The sequence below is a fragment of the Caballeronia sp. ATUFL_M2_KS44 genome (genome assembly GCF_023630965.1).
Classification (GTDB): Bacteria; Pseudomonadota; Gammaproteobacteria; order Burkholderiales; family Burkholderiaceae; genus Caballeronia; species Caballeronia concitans.
Genome location: NZ_JALQEA010000006.1, coordinates 1,049,264 through 1,068,046 on the forward strand (window position 1 = coordinate 1,049,264; position 18,783 = coordinate 1,068,046).

The 18,783-nt window shown below is 63.2% G+C and carries 20 protein-coding genes and 1 tRNA gene; 6 read left to right on the forward strand and 15 right to left on the reverse strand.

The window, feature by feature from the left end:
* The first annotated feature begins 12 nt into the window (after nucleotides 1-12).
* Entirely contained in the window at nucleotides 13-426 is a 414-nt protein-coding gene (locus tag NCR39_RS04885) for a GlcG/HbpS family heme-binding protein (protein WP_250451035.1), read from the forward strand.
* A 259-nt stretch (nucleotides 427-685) separates the two neighbouring features.
* Here NCR39_RS04885 and hemP read toward each other — a convergent pair whose 3' ends face one another.
* The 4 genes from hemP to NCR39_RS04905 form a co-directional block, all read right to left on the reverse strand.
* Entirely contained in the window at nucleotides 686-916 is a 231-nt protein-coding gene (gene hemP / locus NCR39_RS04890; protein ID WP_250451037.1) for a hemin uptake protein HemP, read from the reverse strand.
* Between the two features lie 117 nt (nucleotides 917-1,033).
* On the reverse strand, nucleotides 1,034-1,522 hold the full coding sequence (locus NCR39_RS04895) for an SRPBCC family protein (RefSeq protein ID WP_040048910.1): 489 nt from the start codon (nucleotides 1,520-1,522) through the stop codon (nucleotides 1,034-1,036).
* Nucleotides 1,523-1,565: 43 nt separating this feature from the next.
* A complete protein-coding gene (locus NCR39_RS04900) occupies nucleotides 1,566-1,964 on the reverse strand; it encodes an OsmC family protein (protein ID WP_250451039.1) in 399 nt (132 codons plus the stop codon).
* 115 nt (nucleotides 1,965-2,079) lie between these two features.
* Nucleotides 2,080-2,946, reverse strand: coding sequence for a pirin family protein (locus NCR39_RS04905; RefSeq protein ID WP_250451041.1), 867 nt, complete (start codon nucleotides 2,944-2,946; stop codon nucleotides 2,080-2,082).
* Between the two features lie 174 nt (nucleotides 2,947-3,120).
* Here NCR39_RS04905 and NCR39_RS04910 point away from each other — a divergent pair, with 174 nt between their 5' ends.
* Nucleotides 3,121-4,083, forward strand: a complete 963-nt coding sequence (locus tag NCR39_RS04910) for a LysR family transcriptional regulator (RefSeq protein ID WP_250451043.1) — start codon at nucleotides 3,121-3,123, stop codon at nucleotides 4,081-4,083.
* 345 nt (nucleotides 4,084-4,428) lie between these two features.
* On the opposite strand, the gene NCR39_RS04915 is transcribed toward NCR39_RS04910, so the two are convergent.
* The 9 genes from NCR39_RS04915 to NCR39_RS04955 all read right to left on the reverse strand — a co-directional run bounded on the left by NCR39_RS04915 (nucleotide 4,429) and on the right by NCR39_RS04955 (nucleotide 11,898).
* Entirely contained in the window at nucleotides 4,429-4,851 is a 423-nt protein-coding gene (locus NCR39_RS04915; protein ID WP_250451045.1) for an ExbD/TolR family protein, read from the reverse strand.
* A 12-nt stretch (nucleotides 4,852-4,863) separates the two neighbouring features.
* On the reverse strand, nucleotides 4,864-5,610 hold the full coding sequence (locus tag NCR39_RS04920) for a MotA/TolQ/ExbB proton channel family protein (protein WP_250451047.1): 747 nt from the start codon (nucleotides 5,608-5,610) through the stop codon (nucleotides 4,864-4,866).
* Nucleotides 5,611-5,635: 25 nt separating this feature from the next.
* Nucleotides 5,636-6,364 carry an energy transducer TonB gene (locus NCR39_RS04925; protein ID WP_250451048.1) on the reverse strand — a complete coding sequence of 243 codons (729 nt, stop codon included), beginning with the start codon at nucleotides 6,362-6,364 and terminating at the stop codon, nucleotides 5,636-5,638.
* A gap of 284 nt (nucleotides 6,365-6,648) precedes the next feature.
* Nucleotides 6,649-6,891: a (2Fe-2S)-binding protein gene (locus tag NCR39_RS04930; RefSeq protein WP_250451050.1), complete on the reverse strand. Its 243-nt coding sequence runs from the start codon at nucleotides 6,889-6,891 to the stop codon at nucleotides 6,649-6,651.
* Nucleotides 6,892-7,067: 176 nt separating this feature from the next.
* Nucleotides 7,068-7,955 (reverse strand): glutamate racemase, encoded by an 888-nt coding sequence (gene murI, locus NCR39_RS04935; RefSeq protein WP_250451051.1) that lies wholly within the window; start codon nucleotides 7,953-7,955, stop codon nucleotides 7,068-7,070.
* Between the two features lie 13 nt (nucleotides 7,956-7,968).
* Nucleotides 7,969-8,442 carry a bacterioferritin gene (bfr, locus tag NCR39_RS04940; RefSeq protein ID WP_040048767.1) on the reverse strand — a complete coding sequence of 158 codons (474 nt, stop codon included), beginning with the start codon at nucleotides 8,440-8,442 and terminating at the stop codon, nucleotides 7,969-7,971.
* Between the two features lie 204 nt (nucleotides 8,443-8,646).
* Nucleotides 8,647-10,170, reverse strand: coding sequence for a fumarate hydratase (locus NCR39_RS04945; RefSeq protein ID WP_250451052.1), 1,524 nt, complete (start codon nucleotides 10,168-10,170; stop codon nucleotides 8,647-8,649).
* Between the two features lie 58 nt (nucleotides 10,171-10,228).
* Nucleotides 10,229-10,816, reverse strand: a complete 588-nt coding sequence (locus NCR39_RS04950) for a TIGR00645 family protein (protein WP_250451053.1) — start codon at nucleotides 10,814-10,816, stop codon at nucleotides 10,229-10,231.
* 179 nt (nucleotides 10,817-10,995) lie between these two features.
* Entirely contained in the window at nucleotides 10,996-11,898 is a 903-nt protein-coding gene (locus NCR39_RS04955) for a DMT family transporter (RefSeq protein ID WP_250451054.1), read from the reverse strand.
* A 380-nt stretch (nucleotides 11,899-12,278) separates the two neighbouring features.
* On the opposite strand from NCR39_RS04955, the gene acs reads away from it, so the two are divergent.
* The 4 genes from acs to NCR39_RS04975 all read left to right on the forward strand — a co-directional run bounded on the left by acs (nucleotide 12,279) and on the right by NCR39_RS04975 (nucleotide 16,856).
* Nucleotides 12,279-14,261: an acetate--CoA ligase gene (acs, locus tag NCR39_RS04960; protein WP_250451055.1), complete on the forward strand. Its 1,983-nt coding sequence runs from the start codon at nucleotides 12,279-12,281 to the stop codon at nucleotides 14,259-14,261.
* Between the two features lie 84 nt (nucleotides 14,262-14,345).
* Nucleotides 14,346-14,696 (forward strand): DUF4212 domain-containing protein, encoded by a 351-nt coding sequence (locus NCR39_RS04965; protein WP_250451056.1) that lies wholly within the window; start codon nucleotides 14,346-14,348, stop codon nucleotides 14,694-14,696.
* 2 nt (nucleotides 14,697-14,698) lie between these two features.
* Nucleotides 14,699-16,723 carry a sodium:solute symporter family protein gene (locus NCR39_RS04970; protein WP_250451057.1) on the forward strand — a complete coding sequence of 675 codons (2,025 nt, stop codon included), beginning with the start codon at nucleotides 14,699-14,701 and terminating at the stop codon, nucleotides 16,721-16,723.
* A 43-nt stretch (nucleotides 16,724-16,766) separates the two neighbouring features.
* Nucleotides 16,767-16,856: transfer RNA gene (locus NCR39_RS04975), tRNA-Ser, on the forward strand.
* Nucleotides 16,857-16,908: 52 nt separating this feature from the next.
* Here the strand turns inward: NCR39_RS04975 and NCR39_RS04980 are convergent.
* Together NCR39_RS04980 and NCR39_RS04985 are read right to left on the reverse strand one after the other, a co-directional pair.
* A complete protein-coding gene (locus NCR39_RS04980; RefSeq protein ID WP_250451058.1) occupies nucleotides 16,909-18,105 on the reverse strand; it encodes a tyrosine-type recombinase/integrase in 1,197 nt (398 codons plus the stop codon).
* 217 nt (nucleotides 18,106-18,322) lie between these two features.
* Nucleotides 18,323-18,547 (reverse strand): DNA-binding protein, encoded by a 225-nt coding sequence (locus NCR39_RS04985; protein ID WP_250451060.1) that lies wholly within the window; start codon nucleotides 18,545-18,547, stop codon nucleotides 18,323-18,325.
* Nucleotides 18,548-18,783 lie beyond the last annotated feature (236 nt).

Sequence of the window (18,783 nt, forward strand, 5' to 3'; positions counted from 1 at the left end):
CGAGCGAGCCAAATGAGAACGAAACCCGTATTGACCGACGATGACGTCAAGGCCATGGCCGCCGCCGCCGAGGCGTTCGCGAAGGAGCATCACTGGAACGTGACGATCGCCATCGTCGATGACGGCGCGCATCTGCTGCATCTGCATCGTCTGGAAGGGGCGGGCGCGAGCACCGTCGAGATGGCCATCGGCAAGGCGCGCACCGCCGCGCTCGGCCGGCGCGAAACGAAGGCGTACGAAGACACGATCAAGCAGGGGCGCACCGCGTTCCTGTCCGCGCCGATGACCGCCATGCTCGAAGGCGGCGTGCCCATTCTCGTGGGCGCGGAGATGGTCGGGGCGGTGGGCGTGTCGGGCGTGAAGTCGGACCAGGATGCGCAGGTCGCGCGCGCGGGCATCGCGGCGCTGGGAATCGAGAACGTTTGAAGCGTCTTTTTCCAAAAAAGAACGGCACGCTTTCGCAATGAAGGCGTGCCGTTTTGCTATCGAGATGATCGTGCGCGTAGGCGCGCATCGCATCGCGCGGGAACCAAAAAAAGCGGCTTCGCTGGCTATCGACGACTGGCTGGTGTTTGCACGAAGGGGTCTAAATTCTCGCGTGCAAGTCGTCCTCGCTGGCTAAGGCCAAACACCTCTTGGCGAGGTGGTCCCCACAATACCCGGTACGTACTGCTGTTCTTTCTCGCTACTTCGTCAGGATCAGCTTGCCCAGACGAGTCGCGCGCAACTGATAGGTCTCCCCGTTATGCACGATGGCGATATGGCTGCGGCCTTGCAGCAGCGCATCGCTGCGAAGCGTGCGCTCGCCGTTGGCCTCGGCCGTGGCGGGCGCTGCGGCCTTCGGGCGGGTGATGGCCGCATCGCGGACAGCCGGGCGGCGCAGCCTGAGCGTGGAGGATCGCAGCGTGTCGGTCATGTCGGTCGGAAAGTGTGTTCGTTGAGTCGATGGATCTATAGTAAATGATAACCATTCCTATTTGCAACCAAGACTTTCCGATGAAAGCGCGACTTCCGATAGCCGCGCTTCATGCATTCAGTGCAGCGGACTTTCGCCGGTGCGCCCGTGCGCGTACTGGCGGATGAGGCGCACGGTATCGATATCCGACTCGCGATACGCCGACTTCACGATCTCGTGCGTCTGCCGTTCGTCCTGCGTCGCGTTGTCGTTTTCCGGCAGCGTCGTGCGGTACGTGAAGCGCAGAAAAAGCTGCAGCGCGTCGGGCTGCTCGATCGCCATCGTCAGCGAGCCGCCGACGTGCTCGGCGGTCGGCAGGATGTCGTAGCGGACGCTGTCGTTGGGAAAAAGCGTCACGCGGTCCCGCACGACGGCCTGCCCGTAGTGCAGCTCGCGCTCCATCACGTCGCCGTCGCGCGAAAGGATGGCGCAGCTATCGAGGCCGAGCACGAAAAGTTGCGGCTGTTCGGCGCGCAACACGAGCCCTTCCCACAACTGTTCGCGCGTGAGCGACGCGACGAGCGGGTTGTGCGGATCGTTGATCTGGATCAGGTGTTCAAAATTCAAGACGACGTTTCCTTGGACGTTCGTGGTTCCGATGCGCGCCGCTTCAGGCGTCTGCCAGCCCGGAGTCGATGCGTATCGCGCCGGACAGCACCTTGTGCATCGGACACGCATTGGCAATTTGCAAGAGCCGTTCCCGCTGCTCGCCGTCGAGCGCGCCCGCCAAGGCGATCCGGCGATCGATGATCGTGCCTTCCGCCGTGCTCGTCATCGACAACTCGACGTTCACCGATTCGAGCGCCCAGCCCTTGCGTTTCGCGTACATGCGCAGCGTGATCGACGTGCATGCGCCCAGGCTCGACAGCAGCAGCGCGGCGGGTTCCGGCGCGGAGTCGGCGCCGCCGAGGCTCGTGGGTTCGTCGGCGAACCAGGTGTGCGTGCCGTCGTTGAGACGGGTTCGAAAATCAGCCTCGCCGATGCTGGCGGTCACAACGGGAACGGACATGCGCTTTTTCCGGAAAGAGTGGCGGACGCGCGAAAGCGGCGCGGGACGAACGGCCATTGTGATGCAATGTGCTCGTTCGTGCCGCGCCGTTTTGCGCATTCGAATCAGTGGACGATCAGTGCGTGATCGCGCCCATCCGGCCGGCTTGATAATCGGCGACGGCCTGGCGGATCTCGTCCTCCGTGTTCATCACGAACGGACCGTAGCGCACGACCGGCTCCTTCAGCGGCACGCCGCCGAACAGCAGCACTTCGACCGGCTCGTCGCCGGCGGCGATCGTGATCGTATCGGCATCGTCCTTGAAGATGACCATCTGTTGCGCGCGCACCGGCTGAGCCTGCGGACCGTGCAGCGCGGTGCCCGACAATCCGTAGGCGAACACGCGGAAGTCGCGCGGCACGCGATGCTCGATCTTCGCGCCGGGTTGCAGCGAGAAGTGCTGATAGAGAATCGGCGTGCGCGTATCGATTGCGGCTTTCACGCCGAGCGCCTCGCCCGCGATGACCTTCACGCGCACCTTGCCGTCATCGCTCGTGGCGACGGGAATGCGCGCCGACGGAATCTCCTGATAGTGCGGCGCGATCATCTTGTCGCGCTGCGGCAGGTTCACCCACAACTGCAGGCCGTGGACGCGCCCGCCGCGCCGCGCAAATTCCTCGCCCGGCATCTCGCTATGCACGACGCCCGCGCCGGCCGTCATCCATTGCACGTCGCCCGCGCGCAGCGTGCCCGCGTGTCCGGCGGAATCCTTGTGGCCGAATTCGCCTTCGAGCATGTACGTGACGGTTTCGAAGCCGCGATGCGGATGATCCGGCGCGCCTTTCGCCTCGCCGGGCGCGTAGTCGATCGGACCCATCTCGTCGAGGAGCAGGAACGGGTCGAAGTCCATCAGAAGCCGCGTCGGAAACGGGCGATGCACGACGAATCCGCCGCCTTCGACGGTCCGGATCGCGGGAATGATGCTGGAAATGGTGCGGCTCATGATGTCCTTGCCTCTCGTCGCCATTAGGGGAATAGCGCTAAATTTGAAACGATGAGGCTATTATATGGTCCGTATTTGCCGGTAAAAGACGCCCGGGCGCAATGCATTGTCCCGCTGCGATAAACAAACGGGCAACGAACCATCCCGCCGACGACAGAGAGCGACGCACGAAACATGAAAGCCGATTCGCACGACCTCAATGATCTGATGTATTTTTCGCACGTCGTCGAGCATGGCGGATTCTCCGCCGCCGAACGCGTGCTCGGGATTTCGAAGTCGCGGCTGTCGCGGCGCGTGTCGGAACTGGAGGCGTCGCTCGGCGTGCGGCTGTTGCAGCGCTCCACGCGCAAGCTCGCGCTCACCGAGGCGGGCCAGCTTTTCTACCAACATTGCCAGGCGATGCTCGCCGAGGCGCAAGCGGCCGTGAACGTCGTGCAAAGCCTGCGTGATTCGCCGCGCGGCACCGTGCGCGTGAGCGTGCCGGTGACTATCGCGCAGACGTTTCTCGCGTCCGTGATGCCGGATTTCATGCACCGCTATCCCGAAGTGCGCGTCGTGCTGCGCGTGACGAACCGCGTCGTGGATCTCTTCGAAGACGCAATCGATGTCGCGCTGCGCGTGCGGTCCGAGGCGCCCGCCAGCTCGAACGTCGTCGCCCGGCCGCTGTGGCGCACGCAGCAGATGCTGGTCGCCGCGCCGTCGCTCCTGAAGCCGAACGCGCCGCCGATGGCCGTCGCCGATCTCGCGCAATACGACACGCTCGACATGCCGTCGTCGGACGGGCGGCACGTGTATCGCCTGATCGCGCCCGACGGCACGCGCCACGAATACGAGCACGAGCCGCGTCTTGTGACGGCGGATCTGTCGATGATCCGCGAAGCCGTGATGCGCGGCGTCGGCATCGCGGCGTTGCCCGAGATGATGTACGGCGCGCCGTTGCGAAGTGGCCAGTTGTCGCCGGTCATGCCGGGCTGGACGTTTCCGACGCCGCAACTCTACGCGGTGTTTCTGTCGCGGCAGGGCATGGTGCCGGCCGTCCGTGCGTTCGTCGATTTTCTCGTGGAGTCGATCGAGGACGGCAAGCGCTTTCCCGGAGAATGTCCTGTCATCGAGCGGCCGGAACGCGAAACGGTTTGATCGATCGGGCGCGCTGCATCGTCTGTGACATTCGGGCGCGCGCTTGCGATGGACAGATTCAATCGCCGCAAATCTTGTCCCGCGAAATCGTCGGCGTTATATTGGGGCTCCTTTCGCTAAGGAGCTTCTTATGCGAAAACTGACGGCTACTCTGATAGTTAGCCTGATAGGGCTGATCGCGCTGTCCGTGTCGAACACGGCTGCTGCATGCGGCGATTCAGCGGGTTCGGATTATTCGAGCCCCAAGTAATTGCCTCGCCCGAATGCGCCGAGTGCGCAATAAAAAAGGCCTTCATCTGGCGATGAAGGCCTTTTACTTTTGGGCTTGCGAAGCGACGCGCGGACTTATTTGCCGCTCTTCGGCTCGGTGACGAAACCGATCTTCGTCAGGCCGCCCGCCTGCGCCGCCGACATGAGATCGGCAACGCGCTCGTACGGCACCTTGCGATCCGCACGCAAGTGCAGTTCCGGCTGCGGCGTCTGCTGCGACGCCTGCGCGATGCGCGCGTCGAGCGTCGCGTCGTCGATCTTCTGGTCGTCCCAGAGAATCGAGCCGTCGGCCTGAATCGCGACGTTCACGTGCGCGGGCTTTTCGTCCTGCGGCTGGCTGCTCGCGTGCGGCAGATCGATCTTCACCGCGTGATGCATCGCGGGAATCGTCACCAGGAAAATGATCAGCAGAACCAGCATGACGTCGACGAGCGGCGTCATGTTGATCTCGCTCATCATGCCGTCGTCTTCGTCGCCGGCGAATGGGCTCATGGCCATGCGAACCTCCGCTTAGCTGGCGCGCGTCGCGAGACGCAGGCTGTCGGCTTGCCCGTTCGCGGCGGGCTTTCTCGACGAGAGCTTCGCGCCCGTCACGAAGAACGCGTGCAGGCCGTGCGCGAAACGGTTCAGCTTGGTCACGATGCTCTTGTTCGCGCGGGTCAGCGCGTTGTAGCCGAGCACCGCCGGAATCGCGACGAAGAGGCCGAACGCGGTCATGATGAGCGATTCGCCGACCGGACCCGCGACCTGATCGATCGACGTCTGGCCGGTCGCGCCGATGGTCAAGAGCGCGTGATAGATGCCCCACACCGTGCCGAAGAGGCCGACGAACGGCGACGTGCTGCCGATGGAGGCGAGAACCGCGAGGCCCGCCTGCATGCGGCCGACGCTTTCGTCCATCACGTCTTTCAGGCAGCGCGTGATCCAGTCCGACACGTCCATGCGGTCGTGCAGATGCGGCTGCGTCTGGGTGTGATGCTCGGCCGCTTCCTGACCGGCGAGGGCGAGCGCGAGGAAGGGATTATCGGCAGCACTCGACGACTGGCTGCCGAGCTTCTTGATGCCGTCGTTGAAGTCGTCGGAGTGCCAGAAGGCCTGCTCGGCGTTCTTCGTCAGACGCTTCAGACGCACGACGTTCCACGCCTTCACGACGATCACCGTCCACGAGAGCACCGACATGATGACGAGTGCGAGCGCGATGCCGCGCGTCACGAAATCGCCTTGCGCCCACACGTGCGCAATTCCGTAGTTTTGCATTTCAGTTCCTGTATCTAAAAAGCGGTCAATCGTTCAAGCTGAAAACGAACGGCACCGTCGCGGTGGCGCGAATGGCTTCGCCGTTTTCCTTGTAGGGCGTGCAGGCGCTCGATCGAACGGCTTCGAGCGCCGCGTCGTCGAGGCGCGAGGAGCCGCTGCTCTTCTGCAATTTCACATCTTCGATCTTGCCGGAAAGCCCGACCGTCAGCTTCACCATCGTCGTGCCCGTCTCACCGCGGCGGCGCGACATCGCCGGATAGTCCGGCTGCGCGATGTTGCACGACAGGCGCGCGACGTTCTTCGGCGCGGCGAGATCCATCGTCGGCTTGCCGATGGCCGGCGCGGCCGGCGGCGGCGGCGCGGGCTGCGGCGGGGCAGGCGGCGTGGGATCGGGCGCGGGCGCGGCGACCCGCGACGGCGCTTCGGTCACCGGCATCGGCGTGGGCTTCGGCTCGACCTTGGGCTTGACCTTCGGTTTGGGCTGCGGCTTCGGAACGGGCTTCGGCGGCGTCGGCGTCGGCGGCGATTCGACCGCGACAGGCTGCGGCGCGGGCTGAGGCGTCTCGCTGATCAACTGCGCGGTGATCGTTTTCGTTTCGACGGGACGCGGCGGCGGTTCGTGGCGCATCGTCAGCGCGACGCCGAGCAGCGCGGCATGGATCGCCAGCACGAGCGCGCAAGCCGCCATCACGCGCGGATTCACGTTCGATGCGGGCGCCGGCGGAAATGCGGCAGTGGAAGTCGGGGACTGCATTCTTATTTGCTGCGTGTGTGGCTGCGGATCACACAGTCATGCGAAACGGATAGGGCGCATGCGGCGCGGAACGAACCGGACGACATCATTTTCGAAAAATAACCAGGGAAATAAACAAGGTAGCCACGAAACCAATCAGCAATTCCATCTTTCCCTCCTCGGGGCAAGCGTTGCGTGGCTGGCTGAACGACCCGGGGAAGCCCCAAGGTACCTGGCTCGCGAAAGGCAGACATGCGGCTGAACGGCGCGGTGCGCGTCCAGCCGCTCGATGATGCTCAGGAGCGTCAGGCAGCTTGGCGCTCGTAGAACGTCAGCGGCACCGCTTGCGGACGCTCCCGCTGAACCACGCCGCAGCGCGACGCACAGACGCCGCTTTCGGCCATGACATCGCGAACACTCTCCTCACACTTGCCGCAGCACATGGCGACGCCGAGTTCGAATTGCAGTTCGTCGAAGGAGTCCATGCCATCGGCGATGGCGGCGCGGATCTTCCGGTCGGACACTGACTTGCAGACACACACGATCATGATTGCTCGCGATAGCTTCCGTTAATGCGAATTATTATCATTCAGTGTGCGCACCTTTGCAAGCGAGGGACTGTGTTTTTTGTAACACGTCACAGAATTTAGCGGACTTGTTGTCCGGAGCCTTGCTGGGCGGGCGGAAAGCGCCTCGCGATGACGCGCACGCCGCAAAGAAACCCTCACGCCAGGTGGGTTTCGGCGAGCGCGGATGCGAGACGGGACGGGATGTCGACGTGCTCGACGGCTGCGTCGAGCTGAAGGAGGGATGCAGCGAGTTGCCGCTGGGATTCGCCGTCTGCGGTCGAGCAGAAGCGGGGCATCGGTTCCAGCGATGCGTCGCTATTTTTGAGCGCGTTCGTGTCCAGAAGGCGCGCGAGCTGGCGCGCGACCGCCACGCTCGTATCGACGATCTGCAGGCGCTCGCCCGCAATCTCGCGAATGGCGCGGTCGAGAAACGGATAGTGCGTGCAGCCGAGCACGAGCGTATCGGCGCCGGCGTCGAGCATCGGCTTCAGATAACTTTCGAGCAGCGCCATGAGTTCGGGCGACGACGTATCGCAGCGTTCCACCGCCTGCACGAGGCCGTGCCCCGGCTGGCAGATGAAGCGGCAATCGCCGGCATAGCGGTCGAGCAGCGACTGAAAGCGCGTGCTTCGAAGCGTGACCTGCGTGGCCAGCACGCCGACGACGCGCGACTTCGATACCGCCGCCGCCGGTTTCACGCCCGGCTCGACGCCGACGAGCGGAATCGCGAGCCGCTCGCGCACGAAGGCGATGGACTGCGCCGTCGCCGTGTTGCACGCGACGACGAGCGCCTTCGCCCCTTGCGAGACCAGCCATTCGCCGATGGCCATCGTGCGCGCGGTGATGAACGCGTCGTCGCGTTCGCCGTAGGGCGCGTGGAGCGAATCGGCGACGTAGATCAGCCGTTCGTGCGGCAACACGGCGCGCACGGCGCGCAGGACTGAGAGACCGCCCAGGCCGGAATCGAAAATGCCGACCGGCGCGCGCGCGTCAGGCACGGCGCGCACGTCAGGCGTAGCGGTGGGACCAGCGACAACGGACATTGCGATCTGCGGATTACTCGTCGCCCATCATGCTTTGCTGGTAATTCTGGATGCCGACCTTGTCGATCAGGTCCAGTTGCGTTTCCAGCCAGTCGATGTGCTCTTCGGTGTCGTTCAGAATCTTGTCGAAGATGTCGCGCGAGACGTAATCGCGCACGGATTCGCAATACGCGATCGCTTCCTTGCAGGTGGACTGCGAAATCTGCTCGAGCTTCAGGTCGCACTCGAGAATTTCCTTCGTTTCCTCGCCGATCAGCAGCTTGTGCAGGTCTTGCAGGTTCGGCAGGCCGTCGAGCATGAACACGCGCTGGATGAGCCAGTCGGCGTGCTTCATCTCGCCGATGGATTCGTCGTATTCGTGCTTGTTCAGCTTTTCCAGGCCCCAGTGCTTGTACATCCGGGCGTGCAGGAAGTATTGATTGATCGCGGTCAGCTCGTTCTTCAACTGCGCGTTCAGATATTCGATGACTTTTGCGTCGCCTTGCATGGTTATTCCTTGTTGGGAGCCTGGAGCGTTTTGTGAAAGATAAGCCTTGAGCGTGTCTCTGCCAAGGTTAGGAAGAAATTTTTTGTTCCAGATGAAACTGAGAACGAATATCTTTACCGGCTGCGCGGCCTTCAATGAAAAAGCCGGGCGGATTGCCCGGCTGTTCGTTTCCGGGCGGCCATGCTGCGCCGCCCCTGCGCGCGCTCAGACCGTCGCGACCGGAATCTTGCCGATCTTCGCCTGCCATTCGGCGGGGCCGGTCTTGTGCACGGACGTGCCATTCGAATCGACGGCCACCGTCACCGGCATGTCCTGAACGTCGAACTCGTAGATCGCTTCCATGCCGAGGTCTTCGAACGCGAGCACCTTCGCCTCGCGGATGGCCTTCGACACGAGATACGCCGCGCCGCCGACCGCCATCAGATAAGCCGCATTGTGCTTCTTGATGGCCTCGATCGCGACCGGGCCGCGCTCGGCCTTGCCGATCATCGAGATGAGGCCGGTTTGCGCGAGCATCATCTCCGTGAACTTGTCCATGCGCGTGGCCGTGGTCGGGCCCGCCGGGCCGACGGCTTCGTCGCGCACCGGATCGACCGGGCCGACGTAATAGATCACGCGGTTCGTGAAATCCACCGGCAGCTTTTCGCCCTTGGCCAGCATGTCCGCGATGCGCTTGTGCGCGGCGTCGCGGCCCGTCAGCATCTTGCCGGAGAGCAGGAGCGTCTGGCCCGGCTTCCACGATGCCACTTCTTCCGGCGTCAGCGTGTTCAGGTCGATGCGCTTGCTCGTCTCCGTGTTCGGCGCCCACGTGACCTTCGGCCAGGCGTCGAGCGACGGCGCGTCGAGCTTCGCGACGCCCGAGCCGTCGAGCGTGAAGTGCGCGTGGCGCGTCGCCGCGCAGTTCGGGATGATCGCGATTGGCTTGCTCGCGGCATGCGTCGGCGCGGCCATGATCTTGACGTCGAGCACGGTCGCGAGGCCGCCGAGACCCTGCGCGCCGATGCCGAGCGCGTTCACCTTCTCGTGCAACTCCACGCGCAGTTCCTCGATCCAGTCCTGCGGACCGCGCGCGATGACGTCCTGAATGTCGATCGGGTCCATCAGCGATTCCTTCGCCATGACCATCGCCTTTTCAGCCGTGCCGCCGATGCCGATGCCGAGCATCCCCGGCGGGCACCAGCCGGCGCCCATCGTCGGGACGGTCTTGAGCACCCAGTCGACGATCGAATCGGACGGGTTCAGCATCGCGAATTTCGATTTGTTCTCGGAGCCGCCGCCCTTGGCCGCAACTTGCACGTCGACCTTGTCGCCCGGCACGATCTCGTAGTGGATGACCGCGGGCGTGTTGTCCTTCGTGTTCTTGCGCGCGCCTTCGGGCGGGCTCACGATCGACGCGCGCAGCACGTTGTCCGGGTTCAGATAACCGCGGCGCACGCCTTCGTTGATCATGTCGGTGACGGACATCGTCGCGCCGTCCCAGCGAACATCCATGCCGACCTTCACGAACACCGTCACGATGCCCGTGTCCTGGCAGATAGGCCGCTTGCCTTCCGCGCACATGCGGCTGTTGGTCAGAATCTGCGCGATCGCGTCCTTCGCGGCGGCGCTTTCCTCGAGTTCATAGGCGCGGCCGAGCGCCTGAATGTAGTCGAGCGGATGGTAGTAGCTGATGTATTGCAGAGAATCGGCGATGCTCTGGATCAGGTCTTCTTGCTTGATGACGGTCATGGCTTGGGCTCTGGGGACGAAAGTCGGCTTGCGTTCTCGCGTGTGGGCTCGGAACGCTTCAGTCGAGTGCGCTTCGTGGTGCGACGGTTTCGCTGTGAAAGTGCTTCGGATGGGTATGCGTGGTCAGCCGGTCGACATACGCCATGATCAGCGCGGACACGAGGAAAGCGATGTGGATCACCACTTGCCACATCACCGTATGAAAGCTGTGTTGATCGGGGTTGATGAACGTTTTCAGCAGATGGATGGACGAGATGCTGATGAGCGCCATCGAGAGCTTCACTTTCAGCACGCCCGCGTTCACGTGATCGAGCCATTCCGGTTCGTCCGGATGGCCTTCCACGCCGAGACGCGACACGAAGGTCTCGTATCCGCCGACGATCACCATGATGAGCAGATTCGAGATCATCACCACGTCGATGAGGCCGAGCACGACGAGCATGATGTTGGTTTCGTCGAGCGCCATCGCGTGCGTGACGAGGTGCCAGACTTCCTTCAGGAACAGCACGACGTAGACGCCTTGCGCGACGATGAGCCCGAGATACAAGGGCACCTGCAGCCACCGGCTCATGAAGATGATTCTCGGCAGCGCCTTCATCGTGCCGGGTTGAACGGGCGAATTCGGAGTGTGCTTGGGAGCGGACATGGGGCGGCTAGTCGGGTCGGGCGGTCGGCAAAGAAGGGCGGCTGGAAAAAAACGATGCAAACGAAGCAACCGCAACGCGCGGCGAATTCACTCGAATTCAAAAAGGCCGTGCGGAAAAGCCCGATATTGTAGCGCGTCGGCGAGCGATGCCGCCCGGATGCCCGTTCCGGCGACGCGGTTCAGACGCCGCTTTCGCGGCTTTCGCGCGGCCGGCGCCTGAGGCTCGCGAGCAGGATTCCCGCCATCACGCACGCGAGCGCGACGCCATGCGCGAGCGTCGGCCGTTCGCCGAGAAACGCCATGCCGTACAGCGCCGCCGCGATCGGCAACACGGCGGAGAACACGCCCGCGAGGCTGCCGGCCACATGGCGGATGCCTTTCATCCAGAGCCAGAAGGAGAACACGCTGGCCGACAGCGCATACCATCCGACGAGCGCCCACGTGCCCCAGTCGACGCCGCTCCAGTCGAACGCGAGCGCGGACGGCAAGCCGAGCGGCAGCATCAGCAGGAAGCCGAGGCCGTGCGTGTACGCGCAGATATCGATGGCGGGCAGCGTCTGCGTCAGCCGTCGCGAGAGGATCACGTAGAGCGATTCGCAGCACACCGCGCCGACGACCATCAGATTGCCCGCGAGCGATCCCGCGCCGCCCGCACGAACGCCGCCGCTCTGCGCGACGTTGACGATCACGACGCCCGCCACCGCGAGCGCGATGGAAGCGAACGCGCGTCCGCCCGGTTTCTCCTTGAGGAAGAGCCACGCGAAGAGCGCGACGACGGCCGGCATCGTGCTCGTGATGACGCCCGCCGCGACCGCGCTCGTGCGCGCGACGCCGTTGAGCATCAGAAGCGTGAAGCCGAACGTGCCGAACAACGCCTGCAGAAAGAGGTTGATCCACTCGGCGCGGGCCACGCGCTTCATCTTCGATGGACGAAAGAGCGGCCAGAGCACCGCGAGCGCGATCACGAAGCGCAGCAGCGCGAAGAGCGGCACGGGCACGCTCGCGACGATCGACTTGCCGATGCCGACGTTGCTTCCGACGAGCAGCATCGACGCGATGAGATAGAGGGCGTAGCGATTCACGCGATGAATTTCCGCGACGCGTGCACGACAAGCGCGCGACGAGTTCAGTTAGGATTGTGGGGACGCATTGTAGAAGCCGCGCCGACTCGGTGTATACCCCGTGCCGCCTAAGGCTGGCGCGTAAGAAGCGGGTAAGTTGGGCGGCATATCTTGAAGCCAATGCGGGATGATATCGGAGCGAATGCTTGGGCGTTCGCTCTCATCGACGGCTTTGCACGTGACGCGGGTAAGGCGCTGACGCGCGAGGTCGTGTCGACAATGGAGACAAGGTTGGAGCAAGCGCCAGGCGCTCGCTTCCCGGCCTCATAACATGCGGCGTGTTCCGCTTCGCACGAGGCGCACGCCGGCGGCTTTTGGAATCATCATCAGAGGGGTTGTCGATGTCTGCGATCGAATCGGTTCTTCAGGAAAAACGTGTGTTCCCGCCGTCAGCCAAGGCATCGTCCGGGGCGGCGATATCGGGCATGGACGCGTACAAGGCGCTCGTCGCCGAAGCCGAACGCGATTACGAAGGCTTCTGGGCGCGGCTCGCGCGCGAGACGCTCGTCTGGCACAAGCCCTTCACGAAAGTGCTGGATGAATCGAAAGCGCCGTTCTACACGTGGTTCGAGGACGGCGAGCTGAACGCGTCGTACAACTGTCTCGACCGTCACGTCGAAGCGGGACGCGGCAACGAGAACGCGATCATCTTCGAAGCGGACGACGGCACCGTCACCAACGTCACCTATCAGGATCTGCTGGAGCGCGTGTGCCGCCTCGCCAACGCGCTCAAGAAGCGCGGCGTGAAGAAGGGCGACCGCGTCGTGATCTATCTGCCGATGTCGGTGGAAGGCGTGGTCGCGATGCAGGCGTGCGTGCGCATCGGCGCGACGCATTCGGTCGTGTTCGGCGGCTTCTCGTCGAAGTCGCTCAATGAACGCCTCGTCGATGTCGGCGCGGTCGCGCTCATCACCGCCGACGAACAGATGCGCGGCGGCAAGGCGCTGCCGTTGAAGAGCATCGCCGACGAAGCGCTCGCGGCGGGCGGCTGCGAGAAGGTGAAGGACGTCATCGTGTATCGGCGCACGGGCGGCAAGGTCGCGTGGACCGAAGGCCGCGACGTGTGGCTGCACGAGATCGTCGAGAACGAACCGGCGACGTGCGAGCCGGAGTGGGTGAGCGCGGAGCATCCGCTTTTCATCCTCTACACGTCCGGCTCGACCGGCAAGCCGAAGGGCGTGCAGCACAGCACGGCCGGCATCCTGCTGTGGGCCGCGCAGACGATGAAGTGGACCTTCGACATGAAGCCCGGCGACATCTTCTGGTGTACCGCGGACATCGGCTGGATCACGGGGCATAGCTATATCGCTTATGGGCCGCTCGCGATCGGTGCGACGCAAGTGATGTTCGAAGGCGTGCCCACGTATCCGCACGCGGGCCGCTTCTGGGAGATGATCGCGCGCCACAAGGTCACCATCTTCTACACGGCGCCCACGGCGATCCGCTCGCTCATCAAGGCGTCGGAAGCGGACGCGAAAGTGCATCCGAAGAGCTTCGACCTGTCGACGCTGCGCATTCTCGGCACCGTCGGCGAGCCGATCAATCCGGAAGCGTGGATGTGGTATCACGAGAACGTCGGCAAGGGTCAATGTCCGATCGTCGATACATGGTGGCAGACCGAAACCGGCGGCCACATGATCACGCCGCTGCCGGGCGCGACGCCGCTCGTGCCGGGCTCGTGCACGCTGCCGCTGCCGGGCATCATGGCCGCGATCGTCGATGAAACCGGTCAGGACGTGCCGAACGGGCAGGGCGGCATTCTCGTGGTGAAGCGTCCGTGGCCGTCGATGCTGCGCAACGTGTGGGGCGACCCGAAGCGCTATCAGACGAGCTACTTCCCCGAGGAACTCGGCGGCAAGCTGTACCTCGCCGGCGACGGCGCGGTGCGCGACAAGGAAACCGGCTACTTCACGATCATGGGCCGCATCGACGACGTGCTCAACGTCTCGGGTCACCGGCTCGGCACGATGGAGATCGAGTCGGCGCTCGTCGCGAATCCGATGGTCGCGGAAGCCGCGGTCGTCGGCCGTCCGGACGATACGACGGGCGAGGCGGTCGTCGCGTTCGTCGTGCTGAAGCGCACGCGTCCGGAAGGCGACGAAGCCAAGCAGATCGCCACCGAACTGCGCAACTGGGTCGCGAAGGAAATCGGGCCGATCGCGAAGCCGAAGGACATCCGCTTCGGCGAGAATCTGCCGAAGACGCGTTCCGGCAAGATCATGCGGCGTCTGTTGCGCTCGCTCGCGAAGGGCGAGGAAATCACGCAGGACGTGTCCACGCTCGAAAATCCCGCGATTCTCGATCAACTGGGCGAGGCGCGCTGACGCGCGCTTGAAAACGGCCGCCGCCCGCCACGGGCAGCGGTCGATCCTTATTGCCGACGCCATGCGGTTTTGTTAAAAAACCGCATGTCCGATTCTTCCAACCCGACGCTCGCTCCGCCGCCGCCCGTTCCGGCGGCGATGGCGCGCGCGCATCGCGCGTACTGGCGCTTCAACGTCGCGCTGATCGCGGTGCTGATGACGATCGGCTTCGTCGTTTCGTTCGGCGTGCCGCTTTACGCGCATCGGCTGCAGCACGCCCGCATCGCGGGATTTCCGCTGCCGTTCTACTTCGGCGCGCAGGGCGCGATCATCGTCTACGTGGCGCTGATCGTCGTGTATATCGTGCTGATGCAACTGGCCGACGCGCGTCTCGCGCGCGCCGTCGCACACGCGGGCGTGGCCGATGCGCCGCCGGACGATGCAGCGCGTACGTGACGATGAAGCTCACCAACCGCCTCATCGTCACTTACGCGCTGTACACGCTCGGCTTCCTGCTGTTCATCTTCGTGATGGAGCGTATCGAGCGCGTGGCGGGCGCGGGCATGTGGGTCGGCTATGTGTTCCTCTTCGTGCCGATCGCCGTGTATGCGGTCATCGGGCTGCTCTCGCGCACGTCCGACCTCGTCGAGTACTACGTCGCGGGGCGGCGCGTGCCGTCCGCGTTCAACGGCATGGCGACGGCGGCGGACTGGCTCTCGGCGGCGTCGTTCATCGGGCTGGCGGGATCGATCTACGCGAGCGGCTACGACGGCCTCGCCTACGTGATGGGCTGGACGGGCGGCTACTGCCTCGTCGCGTTCCTGCTCGCGCCGTACGTGCGCAAGCTCGCGCGCTACACCATTCCCGATTTTCTCGGCACGCGCTTTTCCAGCAACCTCGTGCGCGGGCTCGCGGCGATCGCGGCCATTCTCTGCTCGTTCGTGTATCTGGTCGCGCAGATTCAGGGTATCGGGCTGATCGCGTCGCGGTTCATCGGCATCGAATTTTCGATCGGCATTTTCTGCGGACTCGCGGGCATTCTCGTGTGCTCGTTTCTCGGCGGCATGCGCGCGGTGACGTGGACGCAGGTCGCGCAATACATCATTCTGATCAGCGCGATGCTGATTCCCGTGTCGATGATCGGCCATCGCGACGGCCTCGGCTGGTTTCCGCAACTGAGCTATGGCCGCGTGATGGAACGCGTCGAGACGCTCGAACGCAGCCTGGCCGCGTCGCCCGATGAGGCCGCCGTGCGCGCCGAATACGGGCGTCAGGCGGCGCGCATGCAGCAGCGCATCGACGCGCTGCCGCAGTCTTATTTCGATGAACACGCGCGCCTCGTCGATGAAATCGCGGAACTGCGGCGGCGCAACGGGCCGCTGCGCGAGATCAATGCACGCGAGCGCGAGCTGGCGTCGTTTCCGCGCGATCCCGCCGATGCGCAGGCGCGATGGTCCCGCGAACGCGACGCGCTGAGCGAGCGCGTGGCCGCTCCGGTGCCGATGACCGATGCATTCGCGCGCGCATCCGCCGAAGATGAAAGCCCGCGCGCGCATCAGTTGAACTTTTTGTCGCTGATTCTGTGCCTGTCGATCGGCACCGCGAGCCTGCCGCACATCCTCACGCGCTATAACACGACGACGTCCGTGGCGTCGGCGCGGCGCTCCGTCGGCTGGACGCTGTTCTTCGTCGCGCTGTTCTATGTGACGGTGCCGGTGCTGGCGGTACTGATCAAGCACGAGATATTGACGGGGCTCGTCGGCCATCGATTCGCGGATTTGCCGCAGTGGGTGACGCAATGGCGGCGCGTGGAGCCGTATCTGATCCGCATCAGCGATGTGAATGGCGACGGCATCGTGCGATGGGCCGGCATTCAGATGCAGCCGGACATGGTGGTGCTCGCCGCGCCGGAGATCGCGGGCCTGCCGTACGTGATTTCCGGATTGATCGCGGCGGGCGCGCTGGCGGCGGCGCTTTCGACGGCGGATGGCTTGCTGCTGACCATCGCCAATGCGCTTTCGCACGACGTGTATTACTGCATGGTCGATCGCCGCGCGACCAGTCAGCGGCGCGTGACGATCTCGAAGATTCTGCTGCTGGGCGTGGCGTTGCTGGCGTCGTATGTGGCGTCGCTGAACGCGGGGAATATTCTTTTTCTCGTGGGCGCGGCGTTTTCGCTGGCGGCGTCGAGCCTGTTTCCGGCGCTCGTGCTCGGCGTGTTCTGGAAGCGCACGACGCAGCGGGGCGTCGTCGCGGGGATGATCGCGGGGCTGGTGGTGTGCGTGTACTACATCGTGTCGACGTATGCGTTCTTCACGCATCTGACGGGCTTCGACGGTCCGCGCTGGTTCGGCATCGAGCCGATCAGCTCGGGCGTGTTCGGCGTGCCGGCGGGCTTCGCGGTGGCGATCGCGGTCAGCCTGATGGACCGCAAGCCCGATGAATACACGCGCGCACTCGTCGATTACATTCGTCACCCGTAGGGGCTGGCGCGCTTTGCGGAACTTGGTATAATCGCGGTCTTCCGGAGAGATGGATGAGCGGTTTAAGTCGCACGCCTGGAAAGCGTGTATAGGGTAAAACCTATCGGGGGTTCGAATCCCCCTCTCTCCGCCAGCAAGTCCTTGATTTTAAAGCGTTTCGTTTTTAGTTGTGCCGATTATTTTAGTCAGTTTTCGGCTATTTTCGGCTCAGAATCTACGCTTAATCTACGCATCCCAGCCGCGAATTTTTCTACGGCTTTCCCGCCTGCTTCACAGTCCGCATTAGGCATCCAGCGCGCATAGACGCGGATGGTTGTCGTCTGATTCGAATGGCCCATCTGCCGCGCTACCCACATTGGATGTTCGCCCGCTGAGAGCATCATCGAAGCGAAAGTATGTCGCGTCTGATAGGGCTTGCGGTACTTCACCTTAGCCAGCTTAAGGGCGCGCGTCCAAACCACACGGATAGGCAAGTCCCCGGCCCAGCGCTCACGGGTCCTCGGATTCTGGAACACCTCTTTGCCCGCTAAGTACGTGTGCGCCTTTTGCGCCTGCAGTGCGTCGAGGGCCGGGGCGTTGAGCTTCACATCGCGGCGGCTCGATTTTGTCTTAGTGTCCTCTGGCGCGTCCGCCGTTGTCGTCAGGGCGCGGCGGATAGACACTACGCCCTTGAGCCAATCGACATCCGACCAATCCAGAGCCACAAGCTCCGATGTCCGCAGCCCGGTCCAGAATGCGAACTGAATCATATTAGCGGCTTGGTCGGGTAGGGCGGCGATGATGGCTGCTTGCTCGGTCTGGTCGAACGGGTCTACATCGTCTTCTTCCTTCGGGCCTTCCTTTTTCGCGTACGTCCAGCCGTGCAGCGGGTTCTTCTCAATGAGCGGAGGCTCATCCTGGACAGCATCCTCAAATGCTTTCCGGGCCACACTCTGAATATTCTTGAGCCGCTTGTTACTGCAGTCCATCCCCTCTAGCCACGTGCGGAACTCGGTCCGAGTGACTTCCGCGAGCTTCTTCTTGCCGAACTTCGGGATAAGGTGGTAGCAAATGATCTTTCGATAGCCGTCCACGGTACTGGCCTTAAGGAGCTTCTTCTGGCGCTCCAACCACGCTTCCAGGTAATCGGAGACAAGGTGAGACTCCGCCTTGAACTCCGCAAACTTGGCCGCCCTTGGCGAGTCGGGAAAAGCGCGCTCATAGCTGAACGTTCCCCGAGCAATCGCCAGCAGTATCTCCGACCGGATCAGTTCCGCTTGCTTAAGATTAGGCTTGGTCGGAGGAAGCTGGATACGCTCCCGACACTCTACGCCCTTGTACGTGAAGGAGATAACGATAGTGCTGCTCGAACCCGGCCTAACTCCCCGCCCGTCTCTACCCATTTCTCATATCCTTGGATGTCGATAAGTTGTGTTCCGCCTGCTCGTACAAATACCTCACCCTCTAGCCACACAGCCTTACTAATCTTCGAGCGTATGGCGTGTTCCGTGAATCCCGATAACTCCGAGAACTTCCGGATGGTGACGTACCGCAGGGCCAATTAGCTAGCCTGCACCGGAATGCTGATAATTTGCAAAGTCATAGGTTCTCCCTTAGTGATTAATCATTGCGTGACGCCAATAGCCGGTCTATCGCCTCAATGGGAACTGCCCCCAACGCGTTTATACGTATGCCGTTAGCAATAAGGGTCTTGCTGACGGTCTGCCTGCTGCGCCCAAGCATCGCCGCCGCTTGCGTAATGGTTACGTGCGAGGGTCGCGGATGGCGGGCGGCGTAAAGATCAACAGCTTTTACCGCGATGTCTAAGGCTTCCTGCTCTGTCATTTGGCCGAATCGTTGTTAGGGTAGTTCGAATGTATCGAACTAACCCGTATTCTCCAACGTGTTTTCATCGACCTGCCTAATAAGTAGGCAACGAATGAAACTGTAAGCTGTCCGCTGGTCGGAAACCCTTGCCAGAGCTTGCTCGAAAAATAGGCAACGAAGCAAAGCGGCTCGCAGACCCTTGTCCCGTCTAGGTCCCCTATAAGCTCCCGAAGCAGCCTATAGAATATAATCTC

Bases quoted from the DNA above. Each gene is read 5' to 3' on its own strand.
- NCR39_RS04910 (WP_250451043.1), top strand. From the start codon at position 3,121: ATGAAAGCCGATTCGCACGACCTCAATGATCTGATGTATTTTTCGCAC.
- NCR39_RS04980 (WP_250451058.1), bottom strand. From the start codon at position 18,105: ATGGGTAGAGACGGGCGGGGAGTTAGGCCGGGTTCGAGCAGCACTATC.
- NCR39_RS04985 (WP_250451060.1), bottom strand. From the start codon at position 18,547: ATGACAGAGCAGGAAGCCTTAGACATCGCGGTAAAAGCTGTTGATCTT.
- NCR39_RS04965 (WP_250451056.1), top strand. From the start codon at position 14,346: ATGTCCGATTCTTCCAACCCGACGCTCGCTCCGCCGCCGCCCGTTCCG.
- NCR39_RS04905 (WP_250451041.1), bottom strand. From the start codon at position 2,946: ATGAGCCGCACCATTTCCAGCATCATTCCCGCGATCCGGACCGTCGAA.
- NCR39_RS04945 (WP_250451052.1), bottom strand. From the start codon at position 10,170: ATGACCGTCATCAAGCAAGAAGACCTGATCCAGAGCATCGCCGATTCT.
- acs (WP_250451055.1), top strand. From the start codon at position 12,279: ATGTCTGCGATCGAATCGGTTCTTCAGGAAAAACGTGTGTTCCCGCCG.
- NCR39_RS04970 (WP_250451057.1), top strand. From the start codon at position 14,699: ATGAAGCTCACCAACCGCCTCATCGTCACTTACGCGCTGTACACGCTC.
- NCR39_RS04885 (WP_250451035.1), top strand. From the start codon at position 13: ATGAGAACGAAACCCGTATTGACCGACGATGACGTCAAGGCCATGGCC.
- NCR39_RS04925 (WP_250451048.1), bottom strand. From the start codon at position 6,364: ATGCAGTCCCCGACTTCCACTGCCGCATTTCCGCCGGCGCCCGCATCG.
- NCR39_RS04950 (WP_250451053.1), bottom strand. From the start codon at position 10,816: ATGTCCGCTCCCAAGCACACTCCGAATTCGCCCGTTCAACCCGGCACG.
- NCR39_RS04900 (WP_250451039.1), bottom strand. From the start codon at position 1,964: ATGTCCGTTCCCGTTGTGACCGCCAGCATCGGCGAGGCTGATTTTCGA.
- hemP (WP_250451037.1), bottom strand. From the start codon at position 916: ATGACCGACACGCTGCGATCCTCCACGCTCAGGCTGCGCCGCCCGGCT.
- bfr (WP_040048767.1), bottom strand. From the start codon at position 8,442: ATGCAAGGCGACGCAAAAGTCATCGAATATCTGAACGCGCAGTTGAAG.
- murI (WP_250451051.1), bottom strand. From the start codon at position 7,955: ATGTCCGTTGTCGCTGGTCCCACCGCTACGCCTGACGTGCGCGCCGTG.
- NCR39_RS04920 (WP_250451047.1), bottom strand. From the start codon at position 5,610: ATGCAAAACTACGGAATTGCGCACGTGTGGGCGCAAGGCGATTTCGTG.
- NCR39_RS04915 (WP_250451045.1), bottom strand. From the start codon at position 4,851: ATGGCCATGAGCCCATTCGCCGGCGACGAAGACGACGGCATGATGAGC.
- NCR39_RS04930 (WP_250451050.1), bottom strand. From the start codon at position 6,891: ATGATCGTGTGTGTCTGCAAGTCAGTGTCCGACCGGAAGATCCGCGCC.